This is a genomic window from Holophagales bacterium (assembly GCA_016719485.1).
GTDB lineage: Bacteria > Acidobacteriota > Thermoanaerobaculia > UBA5066 > UBA5066 > UBA5066.
On record JADJZB010000023.1, the window covers coordinates 207,066 to 223,866 of the forward strand.

The 16,801-nt window shown below is 70.9% G+C and carries 13 protein-coding genes; 6 read left to right on the top strand and 7 right to left on the bottom strand.

Annotation, left to right across the window (positions count from 1 at the left end):
• Positions 1-45 precede the first annotated feature (45 nt).
• The gene (locus IPN03_16545; protein ID MBK9375281.1) at positions 46-1,731 is read right to left on the bottom strand and encodes a bifunctional metallophosphatase/5'-nucleotidase; all 1,686 of its coding nucleotides are present in this window, start codon (positions 1,729-1,731) and stop codon (positions 46-48) included.
• A gap of 78 nt (positions 1,732-1,809) precedes the next feature.
• On the opposite strand from IPN03_16545, the gene nth reads away from it, so the two are divergent.
• Positions 1,810-2,559, top strand: a complete 750-nt coding sequence (nth, locus tag IPN03_16550) for an endonuclease III (protein MBK9375282.1) — start codon at positions 1,810-1,812, stop codon at positions 2,557-2,559.
• Complete coding sequence (locus IPN03_16555) at positions 2,556-3,152, top strand: thymidine kinase (protein MBK9375283.1); 597 nt, start codon at positions 2,556-2,558, stop codon at positions 3,150-3,152. The genes nth and IPN03_16555 overlap by 4 nt, the downstream gene beginning before the upstream one ends.
• Positions 3,153-3,513: 361 nt before the next feature.
• On the opposite strand, the gene IPN03_16560 is transcribed toward IPN03_16555, so the two are convergent.
• On the bottom strand, positions 3,514-5,100 hold the full coding sequence (locus tag IPN03_16560) for a methylmalonyl-CoA mutase (protein ID MBK9375284.1): 1,587 nt from the start codon (positions 5,098-5,100) through the stop codon (positions 3,514-3,516).
• Positions 5,101-5,229: 129 nt separating this feature from the next.
• Here IPN03_16560 and IPN03_16565 point away from each other — a divergent pair, with 129 nt between their 5' ends.
• Both IPN03_16565 and IPN03_16570 read left to right on the top strand, forming a co-directional pair.
• Positions 5,230-6,666, top strand: coding sequence for a DUF4388 domain-containing protein (locus tag IPN03_16565; GenBank protein MBK9375285.1), 1,437 nt, complete (start codon positions 5,230-5,232; stop codon positions 6,664-6,666).
• Positions 6,667-6,709: 43 nt separating this feature from the next.
• Positions 6,710-8,344: a VWA domain-containing protein gene (locus tag IPN03_16570; GenBank protein ID MBK9375286.1), complete on the top strand. Its 1,635-nt coding sequence runs from the start codon at positions 6,710-6,712 to the stop codon at positions 8,342-8,344.
• Positions 8,345-8,425: 81 nt separating this feature from the next.
• Here the strand turns inward: IPN03_16570 and IPN03_16575 are convergent, their stop codons facing one another.
• From IPN03_16575 to IPN03_16585, 3 genes are all read right to left on the bottom strand, one after another.
• Positions 8,426-10,099 carry a GWxTD domain-containing protein gene (locus tag IPN03_16575; GenBank protein MBK9375287.1) on the bottom strand — a complete coding sequence of 558 codons (1,674 nt, stop codon included), beginning with the start codon at positions 10,097-10,099 and terminating at the stop codon, positions 8,426-8,428.
• 101 nt (positions 10,100-10,200) lie between these two features.
• Positions 10,201-11,313 (bottom strand): tetratricopeptide repeat protein, encoded by a 1,113-nt coding sequence (locus IPN03_16580; protein ID MBK9375288.1) that lies wholly within the window; start codon positions 11,311-11,313, stop codon positions 10,201-10,203.
• A gap of 94 nt (positions 11,314-11,407) precedes the next feature.
• Positions 11,408-11,866, bottom strand: a complete 459-nt coding sequence (locus IPN03_16585) for an SRPBCC domain-containing protein (GenBank protein ID MBK9375289.1) — start codon at positions 11,864-11,866, stop codon at positions 11,408-11,410.
• Positions 11,867-11,966: 100 nt separating this feature from the next.
• Between IPN03_16585 and argS the strand changes: the two genes are divergently transcribed.
• Both argS and IPN03_16595 read left to right on the top strand, forming a co-directional pair.
• Positions 11,967-14,036, top strand: coding sequence for an arginine--tRNA ligase (argS, locus tag IPN03_16590; protein ID MBK9375290.1), 2,070 nt, complete (start codon positions 11,967-11,969; stop codon positions 14,034-14,036).
• Positions 14,036-14,584: a GNAT family N-acetyltransferase gene (locus IPN03_16595; protein ID MBK9375291.1), complete on the top strand. Its 549-nt coding sequence runs from the start codon at positions 14,036-14,038 to the stop codon at positions 14,582-14,584. Before argS ends, IPN03_16595 begins: the two co-directional genes overlap by 1 nt.
• Here IPN03_16595 and IPN03_16600 read toward each other — a convergent pair.
• Entirely contained in the window at positions 14,539-15,054 is a 516-nt protein-coding gene (locus tag IPN03_16600) for a chemotaxis protein CheW (GenBank protein ID MBK9375292.1), read from the bottom strand. The two genes, IPN03_16595 and IPN03_16600, sit on opposite strands and share 46 nt — an antisense overlap.
• On the bottom strand, positions 15,051-16,778 hold the full coding sequence (locus IPN03_16605) for a hypothetical protein (GenBank protein ID MBK9375293.1): 1,728 nt from the start codon (positions 16,776-16,778) through the stop codon (positions 15,051-15,053). Before IPN03_16605 ends, IPN03_16600 begins: the two co-directional genes overlap by 4 nt.
• Positions 16,779-16,801: the final 23 nt, after the last annotated feature.

The following is a 16,801-nucleotide window of genomic DNA, read 5'->3' on the forward strand; positions in this document are numbered from 1 at the left end:
CCCCTTCCTTCCGGAAGGGGCTTTCTTGCGCCCGCGGACGACCCGCTATCGCGTGCCCGCCGGCACGGCGGGGACCGCAACCGGGGGAGGAACGGGAGCCCACGCCGTCTCGGGCGCGAGGAACCAGTTGCGGTCCGTCCGGGGCTGGATCGTCCCGGCCTTCCTCAGCCTTTCGACGAGGAGCTCGCGGACCTCGTCGTTGTAGCTCCGAAGGAGCTTTGCCCCTTTCAGCGCCGTGTACCCTCCCGAGCCCTGTGCCCGGTAGCTGTTGACGGCGAGACTGAAGAGATCGCCGTCCGTCACGTCCCGCCCCTTGAACCGCAGCTCCCGGACACGGCTGCCGACCGGGGCCGTCGGGTCGACGCGGTAGGACGCGCCCTGCAGGACGTCGAAGTTGTAGGGCGTCATCCCGGCCCGGGGCGTGATGACGAGCCGGCCGTCCCGCCAGTCGACCGTCCCGTAGTAGCTGGCGGCGTGCTCCAGGATCGATCTCAGACGCGCCCCGTCGACCTCGAGGACGACGAGCTGGTTCTCGTAGGGGTAGAGCGCGTAGACCTGCCTCACCGTGACCGGTCCCGCCTCCCAGCCATCGAAGCGGAACGGGAGGAGGGACGTGAGCGACAGGTCCGCGCCCGTGACCTCGAGCTGCGTCTCGTTGACCAGGTCGAGGAGTGCGGTGTCCTCGAGGCGTGCGCGCCCCCCAGGAAATGGCCCGGACGCGGTCGCGAGCGCCTCGCCGAGGTACGAGAGGGCGCGCTCGTGCGGGGCGCGGGCGATCGCCGCGACCTCCGGGTCGATCGCGACGGAGGCGTCGGAGGGGAGGAGTGTGCCGTTCGCCTCGACGATCGTCGACTTCCCCCCGGACCGCTCGACGACGAGGTCGACGCGCGCGAGCGCCTCGCCCCAGCGTCCGGGCTGTATGACCGGCACGCCGTGGACGCGGGTCAGCGGGAGCCGGCGATGGGTGTGTCCCATGAGGATGAGGTCGACTCCCGGCACGTCCCGCGCGAGGGCGGCGGCCCGGTTCTCGTGCGCGGTTCCGTTCGGCTCGCCCGTCGCCAGGTCGATCTCGAGCCCTCCGTGGAGCAGGACGACGACGACGTCGCAGCGCTCCCGCCCCCGCAGGAGAGGAACGAGGCGGCCCGCCGTCGCGACGGGGTCCTCCCACTTCAGGCCGGGCCGGTTCGCGAGCGGCTCCCAGCCCGGGATGTTCGGCGTCGTCAGGCCCAGGACGCCCACGCGAATCCCGTCGAGCTCCTTGACGAGGTACTCCGGAAAGGCGGCGCTGCCGTCCGCCTCGTTCCTCGTGTTCGCGGAGACCCACGGGAACGACGAGTCCCGCTGCGCGCGGCGCAGGACGTCCATCCCGAAATTGAACTCGTGGTTCCCCACGGCCATCGCGTCGTATCCCAGGGCGCTCATCGCGGCGGCCACGAAATGCGGGCCTCCGGCAGGGCGACGCGCCTCGAGCCATCCCGTCGGGGCTCCCTGGATCGTGTCCCCGCCGTCGAGGAGGAGGACGTTCGGCGCCGTCTTCCGGATCTCCCGGATCCTCGTCGCCACCCGCGCGAGCCCCCACGCCCCCTCGGCGCCGCGCGCGTAGTCCCAGGGCAGGAGGTTCGCATGGAGGTCCGACGTCTGGAGTACGGTGATGGCGACTCGATCGACGGCGCCGGCCGGACCGGCGAGGAGGAGGAGCAGCAGGAGGACGGAAACGCGCGTCAGTCTCACGAGCGGCGCAGTCTTCCATCGCGACGGTCGGGAATCAAGAAGCCCGCGGCGTCCGCTCGGCGGTATCCTCCGCCGGCCATGCCCGCCCGCCCGAAGGCGCGTCCCGCGCCCGCCGTCGACGTCCTCGCGCGCCTTCGCGACGCGTACCCCGGAGCCGACTGCTCGCTCGAGCACGCCGACGCGTTCCAGCTGCTGATCTCGACGATCCTCTCCGCGCAATGCACCGATGCGCGCGTGAACGGCGTCACGCCGGCGCTCTTCCGCCGCTTCCCGACGCCCGAAGCGATGGCCGGCGCGGGAAGCGAGCTGGAAGAGCTGATCCGCTCGACCGGGTTCTTCAACGCCAAGGCGCGCTCGATCCGCGGCGCCTGCCGGGCCATCGTCGAGGCGCACGGCGGCCACGTCCCGAGAACGATGGACGCTCTCCACGCCCTGCCGGGGGTCGGCCGCAAGACCGCGAACGTCGTTCTCGGCAACGCCTGGGGAACCCCTGACGGAGTCGTCGTCGACACGCACGTCGGCCGCCTGGCGCGCCGGCTGGGCTGGTCGCGCCACGCCGACCCGGTGAAAGTGGAGAGCGACCTGAACGCCCTCCTCCCGCGCGAGACGTGGGTCTTCGCCGGCCACGCCCTGATCCTCCACGGCCGGCGCGTCTGCTCCTCGCGCTCGCCGCGCTGCGACTCCTGCTTCCTCGCCGATCTCTGCCCGAAGGCGGGGGTGACCGCGACCGCGCGGGCCGGCCGTGGGGCTTCCGGCGCGAAGAGTCGGACGGGCTCGAAGACCCCGGCCCCCAGTTCCCCGACGACGACCAGAAGGAGTGGACGATGACGCTCCCCGGCAGTGGCTCCATCGAGGTGATCTGCGGATCGATGTTCTCGGGGAAGTCGGAGGAGCTGATCCGCCGCGTCACCCGCGCGAAGATCGCCCGCCGACGCGTCCAGGTCTTCAAGCCGAAGCTGGACGACCGGTTCTCCGAGGTGGAGGTCGTGTCGCACACCGGAATGCGCCTGACGGCCCTCGCCGTGGCGACGTCGGCCGAAGTCCTCGCAAGGACGGACGACCGGACCGAGGTCGTCGGGATCGACGAGGCGCAGTTCTTCGACGCGGGGATCGTCGAGGTCGCCAGCCGGCTCGCCGATCTCGGCAAGAGAGTCGTCGTCGCCGGTCTGGACCAGGACTACCTCGGCCGCCCATTCGACCCGATGCCGACACTCATGGCCCTCGCGGAGGAAGTCGTCAAGACGCGAGCGATCTGCGTTCTGTGCGGCGGCCCGGCGAGCCGGACCCAGAGGCTCGTTGCCTCGACGGAAAGGGTCGTCGTTGGCGCGGCTGGCCTCTACGAGGCGCGCTGCCGGCGTTGCTTCGACCCGGGCGTTCCGGAGGTCGACGGCAACCTTCCGTTCCCCGAGGAAGAGGCCTGACGAAACAGAAGGCGTTCCATCGGAATGGCTTATCGCCTTTCCCAGTAACATTGTGCAAAAGCCTGTGGATTCGCCTGTCTAAAACCCTGCGAAGCCGCATTCCGAGCGGACTCCGCACGGAATGCACCCCGAAAGGTGCATCCGCGACAAGTCATTACGCTGCATACACTTGATACATTTCGAGAGTTGTAAGGACGGCGTAAAGCCGCATTCCGAGCGGCCCGAAACGAATTACACAGGTGGGGGTCGTTTGTGGCAGCGGTTTTGCCCGACATGGAGGTCTCCGGCCGACCGGATTCCGGGCCTCGAGGGAGCCGTCCGGGTGCCCTCTCAGGAACGCCCGGACGCCTCCACCCCGGCCTCAGAGCCCCACGGTGTCCCGGTGGTCGCCGAAGACCGTTCTGAGCGACTCGACGACCTCCCCGAGGGTGACGTTTCCGTCGACCGCCTCGATGATCGGGGGCATAAGGTTCCGCCCTTCCTTCGCCGCGGCGACGAGTTCCGCGCAGAGGCGGCTGGCCCTGGCCTCGTCCCGCCGGGCCCGGAAGGCCGCCAGGCGGGCGACCTGTTCGGGCTCGACCTGCGGGTCGATGGACATCGTCGGGATCTGGGTCTCTTCTTCGACCGTGAACTCGTTCACGCCGACGACGACGGATTCCTTCGACTCGATCGCCTTCTGCGCCTGGTAGGCCGCCTCCTGAATCTCGCGCTGGAAGTACCCCGCCTCGATGGCGGCCAGGGCGCCTCCCATCTCGTCGATCCGGGAGATGAGCGCGGAGGCGCGCTCGACGATCTCCGCCGTCATCGCCTCGACGGCCCAGGAGCCGCCGAAGGGGTCCGTCACGCGGGCGACGCCCGTCTCGTAGGCGATGACCTGCTGGGTGCGCAGCGCGAGGCGGGCCGCGTCGGCCGTCGGGAGGGCGAGCGCCTCGTCGCGTGAGTTCGTGTGGAGCGACTGCGTCCCTCCGAGGACGGCCGCGAGCGCCTGGATGGCGACGCGGACGACGTTCACGTCGGGCTGCTGCGCCGTCAGCGTCGAGCCCGCGGTCTGCGCGTGGAACCGGAGGGCCTGCGCGCGCGGGTCGTCGATGCCGAAGCGGTCCTTCAGGAGCCGCGCCCAGAGCGTGCGGGCCGCGCGGAACTTCGCGATCTCCTCGAGGAAGTCGTTGTGGACGTTGAAGAAGAAGGTGAGCCGCGGCGCGATCGCCTTCGCGTCGAGACCCGCCTTCACCGCCGCCGAGAGGTACTCGACGCCGTCGGCGAGCGTGAACGCGACCTCCTGCACCGCGGTCGAGCCGGCCTCGCGGATGTGGTACCCCGAGATGGAGATGGTGTTCCAGCGCGGGACGTCCTGCGCACAGAAGCCGAAGATGTCGGTGATGAGGCGCATCGACGGCTTCGGCGGAAAGGCGTAGGTTCCCCGCGCGGCGTACTCCTTCAGGATGTCGTTCTGGATCGTTCCCGTGAGGCTCTTCCAGTCCGTTCCGCGGCGCCGCGCGACGGCCAGGAGGAAGCCGAGGAGAATCGACGCCGTGGCGTTGATCGTCATCGAGATCGACACCTCGTCCAGCGGGATGCCGTCGAGGAGCGTCTCCATGTCCTCGATCGAATCGATGGCGACGCCGACGCGCCCCACCTCGCCGCGGGCGAGCGCGTGATCGGAGTCGAAGCCGATCTGGGTCGGGAGGTCGAAGGCGACGGAAAGGCCGGTCTGCCCCTGGGCGAGGAGGTAGCGGTAGCGCGCGTTCGAGTCCTTCGCGGTGGAGAACCCGGCGTACTGCCGCATGGTCCAGAGCTTCTTGCGGTAGCCGCCGGCCTGCGCGCTCCGCGTGTACGGAAACGCGCCGGGTGCACCGGGGTCCCAGCCCGCGGGAACGTCTCCCGGGGCGTAGGAGGCGCGGACAGGGATCCCCGAGGTGGTGACGGCGTCGGTCTTCGTGGTGGACATGCCCCAATGCTAGTTTGAAAAGCTCCGATCGGACACCCCGCGAGACACCTTCTCCATTGGCCTCGCGCCGCATCCCGGGTCTTCTCCGCCGCGCTCCATCCGGCGCTTCGTGTCACACTTGCAGAAGCGGTGCCGAAAACGCTCAACGGTACACTCGATACCTTCTCGCTCGCCGACCTCCTTCAGTGGCTCGAGATCAACCGGCTCTCCGGGCGGGTCACCATCTCGCGCGGGGAAGACCGGCGGACGATCGACCTGAAGGACGGCGCGATCGTCTTCGTGTCCTCACTTCGCCCCGACGAGCGCCTCGGCACGTACCTGGCGTCGCGAGGGATCCTCCCCGAGCCGGCCGTCTACGAGGTCCTCGCCGACAGCTTCCTGACGGGGCGAAGCCTGACGCGGCTCGTCCTCGATTGCGGGCTCCTTCCGCGAGAGGAGCTCGCCGCCGCAGTCGAGCAGCTCGCGCTCCAGATCCTCCTGGACCTTTTTCATTGGAGGGGTGCCGACTTCGTCTACGACCCTTCCGTCGCAACGGAGGACTTCCTTCGCATCCAGCTCTCCCTGAGGGGCCAGGTCCTCGCCCTCGAGGGAGCGCGCTCGATCGACGACACGGCCCGCACCCGCCCGCCGGCCAGGAAAGCCGCGGGCGAGCCCCGGGAGGCGGAGATGGACTTCTCCCCGCAGGCCGTCGCGCTCGCGTTTTTCTCCGTCTCGGAGGGGCTCGGGCTCGAGCACCCGTCCGCCGCCGTCTGGAGGGACCGTTTCGTCGTCTTCGGGCGACTCTCCGAGAAGGTCGCCTTCACGCTCGGGCAACCGTTCCGCCCGTTTCCGCTGTTCGCCGACACCGCGGAACGCTGTCGCGCCGCGCTCGCGGCCGGCGCCGAGGGAGAGGAGGTCGTCCGCCTCGCCGCGGCCGACCCGTTCCTCACGCTCGACGTCCTGTTCCTCGGAAACGCGCTGCGCACTCCCGCGAGGGGTCTCCTGTCGACGGTCCACGACGCGGTCGCCGCGATCGGCCCGGGAGCGCTGCGCAGGCTCCTCGAGCTCCTCTCCGCCGAGGAGGCCCCCACCATCTCGACGCGGGAGCGTCTCGAGAGGGCCCTCCGGCGGGCCGCGGTGTCCACTGCAGTGGCCGCCTCCCACGTGGCGCCGGCCACCGGAGAGGACCCCGGCGTCGCGTGGACTCTCGCGCTTCTCGAGCCTCTCGGCAGCTACGAGCTGCTCAAGCTGCTCCTCGCCGAGGACTTCGAGCCCGGTCCCTTCCGCGCCGCCGCGCTCTCCTGGTTCCGCCCCACGTGCGGGCGGGTGCTGGCACGGAAGGTGAATCTCCCCGCGCCGTTCGCCGACGTCCTCGGCTCGAGCGGTCTGGTCTCGAGCCGAAGTCCCGTCGCCGAGCAACTGGTCTTTTTCGCGAAGCAGATGGTCGCTGCCGAGCAGGTCGGACGGGAATGGACGAGCGAAGACCCGGAGCTCGCCGACCGTTACTCCTCCCTCGCCGTGGACGACCGCCTGGCCGAGAAGATCGCGGAGGATGCCGCGGCGCTTCGCGACGTTCTCGGGCTCTGATCCGCGGTCCGTGCCGCACCGTACTTTTCAACGGAGGTCACTCATGTTTGCCCGTACACGCTTCCTCCCGTTCGTTCTCGCGCTCCTCCTCGGGCCTGCCGGCCTCGCGGGCGGCGCGGACGCCCCTCCCGCACCCCTCACGACGGGTGTGCGCGCCGCCGTCGAGGTCACGGCCATGGACCTCGACGTCGTCGCGACGAAGGACGGCCGACCGGTGACCGACCTGACGAAGGAGGACTTCGTCGTGAGGGTCGACGGCAAGCCGGTTCCGATCGACTACTTCGCACGCATCGAGGCCGGGGAGGTTCACGGCCCGGACCTGGCGACCGCCTCCCCCGACCTCGTCCTCGACACGCTGAAGGCCGATGGCGGGGAGACGTACGTCCCGCGGCAGTTCCTCGTCTACTTCGACGACGATCGCCTTCTTCCGCAGCAGCGGGTCTCCGTCATCGAGGGCCTGCGCGATTTCGTCCTCCGCCTCTCCCCTTCCGACCGGGCCTCCATCGTCTCGTACACCGGCTCGACGCGCGTTCTCGTCCCCTTCACGAACAGCAAGGAAGACCTCCTGGGAGGCCTCTCGCGCCTCGAGAAGGCGTCCCCCGCGGGGCTCTCGTGGGACGCGCAGTACAGGCAGACGATCCAGGAGCTGAGACTCTCCAGCCCCCGGTCGCGCGGGTCGATCCTCCGGAGCTGGTCGGCCCAGGCCGCCACGCGGGAGAGGGCCGCCCTCGCCGAGCTCGCGCGCAGCGTCTCCGCCCTCGCGGCACGCTCCGGCAAGCGGACACTCCTGCTGGTGACGAACGGCTACGAGTGGTACCCCGGGCAGACGCTGAGCCAGGCGTACGGGCCGTCCTCCCTCACCCAGTTCGAACAGGACATCGGCGACGACCTCGGAAAGGTCCTCGCGCGGGCCAACAGCTCCGGAATCACCATCCAGGTCTTCGACGCCAAGGGGCTCGTGGCCGAGGGGGACGCCTCCCAGTCCCTGCCGCCGGCCGTGAACCCCTTCTTTCGCACGCAGAACTTCCGCGACTCCATGGTGGCCCTTTCGAGCGACACGGGCGGTTCGCTCGTGGAGAACCGTAACGTCTTCCGCGCCGATCTCGACCGCGTCTACCGGGAAGCGAGCAGCTACTACTCCGTGGGTGTCACTCTCGGCGGAGTTCCCGGCAAGAGCACCCGGAAGGTCGAGGTGCGCACGTCCCGCCCGGGCGTCGTCGTGCGGGCGCGGACCGGCTTCGGGGCCAAGACGGCCGACGAGGCCGCGATCGACCGCGTGGAGATGGCACTGCTGACCCCCGGTGCGATCGGCGACTTCGCGGCGACGCTCCGGATCGGCGCCCTCGAGAGCAAGGGCGGGCCGGGCCGCCGCGTGGCGCCCTGGCAGGTCGAGGTTCCGATGGCGGAGCTGACGTTCCGGGACGAGGGCGGAGCGAGGAAGGCCGTCGTCGAGGTGACGCTTGCCGCCGCCGAGGACACGGGCGCGAGGTCGACGATCAAGCCCGAGAAGGTGATCGTGACGATTCCGGCCGGGGACTGGGAGAAGGCCCGCGGCCAGGCGTTCGTCCACCGCAGCCAGCTCAAGACCGCCAAGGGCAACATCCGGTTCGTGGCGAGCGTCCGGGACGTCGCCTCCGGCCGCATGGCGCTCACCTCCGTCGATCTCCGGGTCGAGTAACGGACCTCCCGGTCCGTCCCATCGACGAAAAGGCCCCGGCGCACGCCGGGGCCTTCCTGTCTTTCGGAACCCGTGAAGGGCTTACTTCTTCGGTGCCGGAGCCTTCGGCGCCGGGCCCTTGGCCGCCGGAGCCGCAGTCGGCGGCGGGGCGAGGAGGGTGAAGGGGGCCCTCGCCTCGACGGTCTTGCCAGCCACCACGTCGGTAACCTTGAGGATCAGGGTGTATTCACCCGGGCGGAAGTAGTCTCCGAGATTGACGTCGACGATGGCACCCGCCAGGTCGAGCACGAGAGCGGTCGACATCCCCTGCTGCTCCGGAACGGCCATCGGCTCGTCAGGGGGCTGGGGGACGTCGATCGTAGAGCCGCTCTTGGGCTTGATCGAGATCGACCGCCGCAGGTTCAGCTTTCTCGTCGCGGGGTCGACAGCGGGGTTGTAGAGCCGCGCCACGTAGGCGAGCCCGTCGGTCTTCAGGAGCTTGTTGTCGCCCCGGAGGACGAACTTGCGTGCGGAGAAGACGAAAGGCTCGTCGCCCTTGGCGCCGTCGAAGGGCATGTCGTTGTACGCGAGGAGGAGCTGCGAGACTCCGAGCTCGGCCGGGAGGGCCGGAACGGTCACGGGCCGGTGGGCCGAGACTTTCTCCGCGCCGGAGGCGTCGAGGAGAACCATGGCGACGTCGTAGTCGCCGGGCTCCACCCGAAGGGCGTAGTCGACGAAGAAGTCGCCCTTCGACTTCTGGAGGACGGCGGCCTCCTCGCGGCGGGCCGCGTCCTTGCCGTCCTTGCCCTTGACGAGGACGGCGACCTTCATCGCCGGGGCGGGAGCGGCTGCCGGAGCGGCCGGATCGGCCGGAGCGGCCGGGGCTGCGGACGCCACGACGGCACCCGGGACGGCGAGCTGGATCATCAGCTGGGTCGCCTTGTCGCCGAACGCGAGCGCGAGGGTCCCGAGGTCTCCGTGCGGCTCCTTGCCGATGAGCGCCTCGAGCGACGCGCGAACCGGCGCCGAGAGGACCGGGCCCTTGAGCGCCTCGGCCGCGGCTTCCGCCGCGGCCTTCTGCTCGGCCTCGTGCTCCTCGCGCGTCTTGTAGACGGGCGGCTCGGTCATCTTCGGGTTGACGAGGGCCGCCGCGACCGCCTTCTTCTGGACCTTCTTCACGTCCGAGGGCTTGTCGACCGACTCGGACAGCACCGTCTGGTCCGTCGTGAAGGTCAGGACGAGCGACTTCAGGCCGGCCCACTCCGGGAGCTGTTCCTTTTCGTACTGGAACTGGGTCAGGACCGTCGTCCCGCTTCCACCCGCGCCGAGCAACCGGCCCTCGCCTTCCTCGGACCCCATGCCCCCGGGCGCCGCGAGCGCGGACTGGACCTTCGAGGCCATCGCCTTGGGCGGCCCGAGGAGGATGAGCACCCTCCCGCGCTCGGTCAGCGCCCCCCGCCGGAACCGCTTTTCACCCGGCTTCCCGAGCGGGAAGAGCTCGTCGGCCTTCGCCACGAGGGCGTCGAACCGGGCGCGGAAGACGTTCTGGGCGGTCGTCTGGTAGTTGGGGTGACGCTTGCCCCAGAAGAGGTTGTAGAACTTCTGCGCCTCCTCGTCGGACTTCACGCCCTTCCAGGCGTTCTGCTCGTCCTCGGTGGCGTAGAGGGTGAACTCGGGAGACTTGTCCCAATCCTTGAATTTCTCCAGCTGGGCGGCCGCGGGGAAAGCGAGCGCCACGAGCGGGACGAGGGTCGCAAGAAGCCGCAGCTTTCTCATCCGCGTGGTCCTTTCGGGGGGAGTTCGCCGGAACCGGCGCATCCTTGGAACTATACCCCAGAGGGGGGCCACCTACGCGTTCCGGGTTCTGGGGCTTCGGATCAGGGCCCCTCGAGGAGCGAGCGCACCTGCGCGTCGTCCGGGCGGAGCTTCTCGGCCTTCCGGAGGGCCCGGCGGGCCGCCGCGTCGTTTCCGAGCGCCCTCTCGGTCCGTGCGATCCCGAGAAGCGGCTCGACGAGCTTCGGGTTCTCCCGGTGCGCCCGGCGATAGGCCTTCAGGGCCTCCTTCGGATTCCCCCCGGCGAGCTCGAGGTCCCCCTGGACGACGAAGAGGTAGGAAGACGCGTCGCGGGTGCTGGCGGCGGCGAGAGCGGCGCGCGCTTCGGTCCGGCGCCCCTGCTCGATGTAGAGGGCCGCCAGGTTGTGGAGGAGCGCCGGTCGGTGCGGGTCGATCGCCAGCCCCTGGCGGAAGGTGGCGAGCGCCCCGTCCGTGTCCCCCTGGCGCCACTTCACGATGCCGAGGTTCGAGAGCAGGTCGGGGAGGGTGGGGTCGAGCTTCGTCGCGCGTTCCAGGAGCACGTGAGCCTTCTCGAGGTCGGCCGCACGGAGCGCCTCGACCCCCCGGTTGCTCGCAGAGATGGCGGCGACGGCGATGTCGTCGATGAGCCGCAGGTCGACGGGAGTCCCGTCGCGCGTCATGTAGAAGTCGTAGACGGTGTTGGTGCGCCCCTTCGGGTGGACCGCGACCATGTGGTTGTAGACCATGACGAGGTCGCCCTCGCGCTCGCTCCGCGCCCGGCGAAAGACGAGCCCCGCCTGGAGCGGGATCCCCATTGCGCGGCCGAAGGCGATGAACAGGTTCGTGAACGACACGCAGTTGCCCCGCCTCGCGGCGAACGCCTCGGAGGCGGTAAAGGTGGCGATCGTGTCGTACTCGAAGGCATAGCTCTTGCGGTCGAGGAGCGCGGCCTGCAGGCGCCTCAGGCGCTCGCGGTCGTCTCCCGGGCCGGCGAGCTGCTCTGCGACCAGGCGGATCTCGGGAGAGACGTACATCGGCATCGGCACGTCTCCCGGGTCGACGCCCCGGGCGGCTACGGCCGCTCGCCAGCGTTCCGGCGAGAGCTGCAGCGCCGTTCCCGGCGAGCTCGAGCGGCAACCGGAGGCGGCGAGAGCGCCGGCGAGGAGAGCGGCGAGGACGGCGGGACGGGCGTTCATGGGAAGCGCGTCAGAGAATACCCCGCGCATCGCCTTCCGGCCGCCGCCGGCGCGCCCGCGTCGAGTCGACGGACCGGTCCCGGCGCGTCGGGCGTCATCGCCCGGGGAGCTTCCGGCCCTCCTCGAGCCAGGCGCGCAGGTCGGCCAGAGATCTCTCCCAGCCGGGTCCGAGCCCGGCGACGTAACCATCCCACGACGCCCCGTGCCCCATCCCGTCCTGAACCACCGTCACGCGCGTCCCTGCGCCCTCGGCCGTGAAGGTCACCGAGAGCGCCATGCCCTCCCACCGGTCCCCTTCCGGCGTGGAGAACGTGAGGTCGCGAACGACGAGGCGGGTTGGGGGCTCGTAGACGTCGAGGGTGCCCAGGACGTGGTAGCCCTCGTCCGACGCCTCGTCGGCGTACCAGCCCATCGCCCAGTTGCCTCCGGCCCGGCGCCCGACGACGGCGCCGTCAGCGAACCAGGACAGCAGCTCCCCGACGTCCGTGAATGCGCCGAAGACGCGGGCCGGCTCGGCGTTCACGAGGATCTCGCGACGGATGAGCGTTTCCACGGTGCGATGTTAGCCGGGAGGGGCGGCGTGCGAAAATAGAGGGTTGTGCGCGGGCTGGCCCGCGCGCGTTCCCTCCCGAACGCTTCCGAGCGAGGTTGCCGTGATCCCTGGTCTGAAGAGAGAAGTCGAAGCCGCCGTCGAGGACGCCTGCCGCCGCCTCTGGGGCGTCGAGCCCCCGCGTTTCGTCATCGAGACCCCCCCGAAGGTCGAGCACGGCGACCTCGCGCTGCCGATCGCCTTCGAGCTGGCCAAGGTCCTCCGGCGCCCCCCGCGGAAGATCGCCGAGGAGCTCGCCCCGGCGCTCGTGCTCCCGCCGATCGTCGCGCGGCGCACCGTCGAAGGGGGCGGCTACGTGAACCTCTTCCTCGACCGCCCGAAGGCCCTCGCCGCGATGCTCGTCGCGCCCCCGGCGGTGGCGGGGGCTGCCGGAAAGGTCATCGTCGAGCACACGAACATCAACCCGAACAAGGCCGCCCACATCGGGCACCTCAGGAACGCCGTCCTCGGCGACGTCCTCGTCCACGTCTTCCGCCGGCTCGGCAGGCGCGTCGAGGTCCAGAACTACCTCGACGACACCGGAGTACAGGTGGCCGACGTCGTCGTCGGTCTCGAGCACCCCGGCGACCTCGCCGAGCCCCAGAGAGCGGCCGGCCTCGCCGGGGAGATCCGCGAGATCCTCGCCGCCTTTCCCGACGACGCGCCCGGCGTGAGCGCCCGGCGGCTCGGCGACCTGACCTGGGACCTCTATGCCCTCGTCACGCGCAGCTACGCCGCGGACCCGTCCCTCGAGGAGAGGCGGAAGGGCACTCTTCACGCCATCGAAGGCGCCGCCCTCGGGCACGAGATGTCCGAGGAGGAGCACGCGACGGCGGCGCTCGCTGCCCGCCTCGCCGAGGCGGTCGTCCGCTGCCACCTGAAGACGATGGAGCGGATCGGCGTCTCCTACGACCTCCTTCCGCGCGAGAGCGACATCCTCGGGCGCCAGTTCTGGGCGAGGGCGTTCGAGCTCCTCAAGGCGGCCGGCGCCACCCAGCTCGAGACCGAGGGCAAGAACGCCGGCTGCTGGGTCATGAAGCTCGAGGGGGCGAAGGACTTCGAGGGGATGGAGGACGCCGACAAGGTCCTCGTCCGGTCGAACGGCACCGTGACCTACACCGGAAAGGACGTCGCGTACCAGCTCTGGAAGCTCGGCGTCCTCGGGATCGACTTCGAGTACGAGGTGACGCCGTACGTCACGCCGTTCGGCGGGCCGGAGTTCGTCGCCTCCGACGGCGTGACGCCCCTCTACCGGACGCGCCCCGACGCCGAAGGGGCCGACCCGGAGGCGAAGGGCCGGTACGGGAGCGGCGACGCGGTCATCAACGTCATCGACGTGAGGCAGTCGTACCCGCAGAAGGTCGTCAAGGAGGCCGTCCGGCGCGCCGGGTTCGCCGACGGGGCCGACCGCTCGGTCCACTTCGCCTACGAGATGGTCGCACTGACCCCGGGATCCGCCGAGGCGCTCGGCGTCGTTCTCTCCGACGAGGACCGGGGCAAGGCCTACCTCGAGATGTCCGGGCGCAAGGGGCTCGGCGTCAAGGCCGACGACCTCGTCGAACGCCTCGTCGAGAAGGCGCTCGAGCAGATCCTCGCCCGCGAGCCGGGAGCCCCCGTCGATCTCTCCCGCGCCGAGGCGATCGCCATCGGCGCCCTCCGCGTCTACATGACCCGTTTCTCGCGGAACAAGGTCATCGCCTTCGACTTCGACGACGCCCTCGCCTTCGAAGGGGACACGGGGCCGTACCTGCAGTACGCCGCCGTGAGAACCGCGAACATCTTCAAGAAGCTCGAGGAGAAGGGCTTCCCGGGCCGCCTCGACGAGGCCGAGGCCGCCTCCGTCGCCACCCTCGACGCCGCCCACTTCGACGACGGTCTCTGGGACGTCGTGAGGACCTGCGGGCGCACGCTGGAGACGTTCGAGAAGGCGGCCGAGACGCTCGAGGTCTCGCTGCTGGTCCGGCACGCTCTCGCCGTCTGCACGGCGTTCCACCACCTCTACCACACGCACCCGATCCTCCAGGCCGAGAACGACGAGAGCCGGAGGACCCGGCGCGCGGCGATCCAGCTCGTCCAGTCCACGCTCGACGACGTCCTCGGCGTCCTCGGCGTCCCGATTCCGGAGAGGATGTAGTGCTCGCGGGGGCCGTCGTCCGCCTCCGTCCCGCGCGGTCCGAGGACCTCGACTGGATCGTCACCGCCTGTGGCAAGCCCTCGGCATTCGGGGAGTTCGAGCCGTTTTTCATCGGTGAGGCCGAGAGCCTCCGGCGCCGGTTCGAGCAGGACGGACTCCTCGCGGAGGACTTCACCCGTCTCGTCATCGAGGATCGCGCCGGGCGGCGCGTCGGCCTCGCCGGCGTCGACGAGGTGGACCTTCACTCACGCGTCGCCCGGATCTCCGCCACGATCCTCGAGCCGGCCGAACGGGGCAAGGGCTTCGGGACGGACGCCCACAGGGCCCTCGTCTCCTACCTCTTCCTCCACCGCGGGCTCCTCCGGATCGAGGCATTCGTGGCGGCGGGGAATACCGCAGCCCGGGCCGTCATGAGGCGCCTCGGATTCGTCGAGGAGGGGGTCCTGAAGAGCCGGGTCTTCGCGCACGGCCAGAGGCACGACGTCGTCGTCCTGGGGCTCCTCTACGACGACTGGTCGCGCCGCTCCGCCGACACGCTCCCGATCTGACCCGCCGCGCGCGTCGCGGCTTCCACGACCTCGACGACCCTGGCGACCTCGACGTCTCCCGCCACGAGGCGGCGGACGTCGAGGAGGAGACGGCGCTCGCCCCCGGCGACGACGACCCCCTTCAGGCACGCCGCTACGCCGGGAGAGAGGCCTTCCGGCGGCGGCACTTCGTCCGCAGTCACAGGCAGGATCCCCTCCACCTCGTCCGCGCCCAGGGCGGCGGGAACGCCGTCGAAAGTCCCGGCGAGGAGGTCCCGCGGGGGACTTCCCGAAAGCGACGGAAAGAGGCGACGGCCGACGTCGATGACGGCCAGGAGTCCCCGGGGCCCCGCGACGAGACCGGCGATCCAGTCGGGCGCGCCGGGCGCCGGGAGGAGCCGGCCCGGCCGCAGGATCCTCTCGACGTCCGCAGGGTCGGCCGCGCAGGCCACGCCGGCCGCGCGGAACGCGAGGACCCGGGAGAGCGTCAAGAGGCGCGCAGCTCCACGTCGACCCGGAAGCGCCCGACCTCGTCCTCGAGCGAGCCTGCGAGCGTCTCGAGCGCGGCCGTGGCGTCGTCGACGGAGGACGCCGAGGCCAGCGTCTCGTGGCTCATCCCCTCGACTTCCGCGAGAAGAGACAGGAGGCGGTGGCTGTCGGCGGTCTGGCGCCCGACGGCGTCCTGGATGTCGCGCATCAGGCCGACCGATCGCTCGGCCGCGACGGCGATCTGTCCGGCGGCCCCCTTCTGCTCCTGGACCGTCCTCTCGACGAACCCGGCGAGGTCGCGAACGCGGCCGACGAGCTCGCGGATCCGCTCGGCCTCCCGGGTGTTTCGCCGGCCCTCTTCGGCGAGCGCCCGGAGCCCCTCGCGCACCTCGGCGACGGAGGCGGCGGTGCCCGCCACCGTGGCCGCCTGGGCCCTCGAGACTTCGCGGATCGCCGAGACCGCTTCCTCGGCCTGCGCCGCAGCGGCCTCGATGGACGCGAGCGCGGACCCGGCCCGCGTCGCCGTCTCGACCCCTCGCTTTACGAGGCGCCCTTCCTCGTCCGCGGCAGCCAGGGCGGCGTCCACCTCGTCCCGCATCCCCGAGACGTGGGCGCCGATCCCGCGGGCGCCCTCGGAGGTCCGCTCCGACAGGCGCCGGATCTCGGTGGCGACGACCGAGAACCCGCGGCCGTGCTCCCCCGCCCGGGTCGCCAGGAACGAGGCGTTCAGGGCGAGGAGGTTCGTCTGGCGGGCGATGTCCTCGATCATCTCGAGGATCCTCCCCACCTCCTTCGACCGGGATTCGACCCGCCCGACCGCTTCCCGGACCGTACCGGCCGAGACGCGGATCGCCGCCACGGAGTCCCGCGCCTCCTCCACGATGGCCCGGCCCGACCGCGCCTCCGTCGCGACGTGGGCCGCGTGCCCCGTCGCCTCGCGCGCCGAGCCGAGGACGCTCTCGAGCGCCTTCTCGCTGCGAATCGAGGCCTCCGCGAGCTCCTCGGCCCTCTTCGCGAGCGCGCTGAGAGTCCCGTCGAGGACGGCGGCGCCCTCGGCGAGCGAGATCGCCGCGTCGGCCCCTTCGGTCGAGCCGGACAGGAGGCCCTCGGAACGCGCCAGGAGCTGCGTGAGGGAGCCATCCACCTCGGCGACGGCCGCGGCAGTCTCCTCCGAGCCGGCGGCGAGCGTCTCGACGCTCTCCGCGATGGCGCGGATCGTGACGTCGAGCCCTCCGACGGCGGACGCGGCGCTCGCGAGCCGCGTCCGCTCCTGAGCGGCGCGTTCGCGGTTGCGGATCGACGCGGCGCGCAGGACCGAGACCTGGCGGTTCAGCTGGACGTGCTCGCGCTTCACCGAGGAAAGCAGCTGTGCGCCCCGTCCCGTGACGGCGTTCAGGAATCGTCCGACCCGGCCGGCGAGATCGCTTCCCTCCGGGGCTCTGGAGGCGAAGTCTCCTTCGGCCATCTGGCGGGCCGCGTCGAGAGCACGCGAGAGGCGGACGACGGGCCGCTGCGAAAGGACCGCGACGAGAGCCCCCGCGACGAGGCCCGCGACGGCCGAGGCCGCGATGCCGACGTCGAGAACGACGACCCGTTCCAGGGGGCTGCCGAAACCCGAGGCCGCCCAGGCCGCGGCGAGCGACGCGGCGGCTCCGGCGGTGAAGGCAACGCCTCCGGCCGCCAGGGAGAGCGTCAGGACGAGGCGGCCGGTCTCCTCTTGCACCACGCCGCCCAGTCTAGACCAGCCCG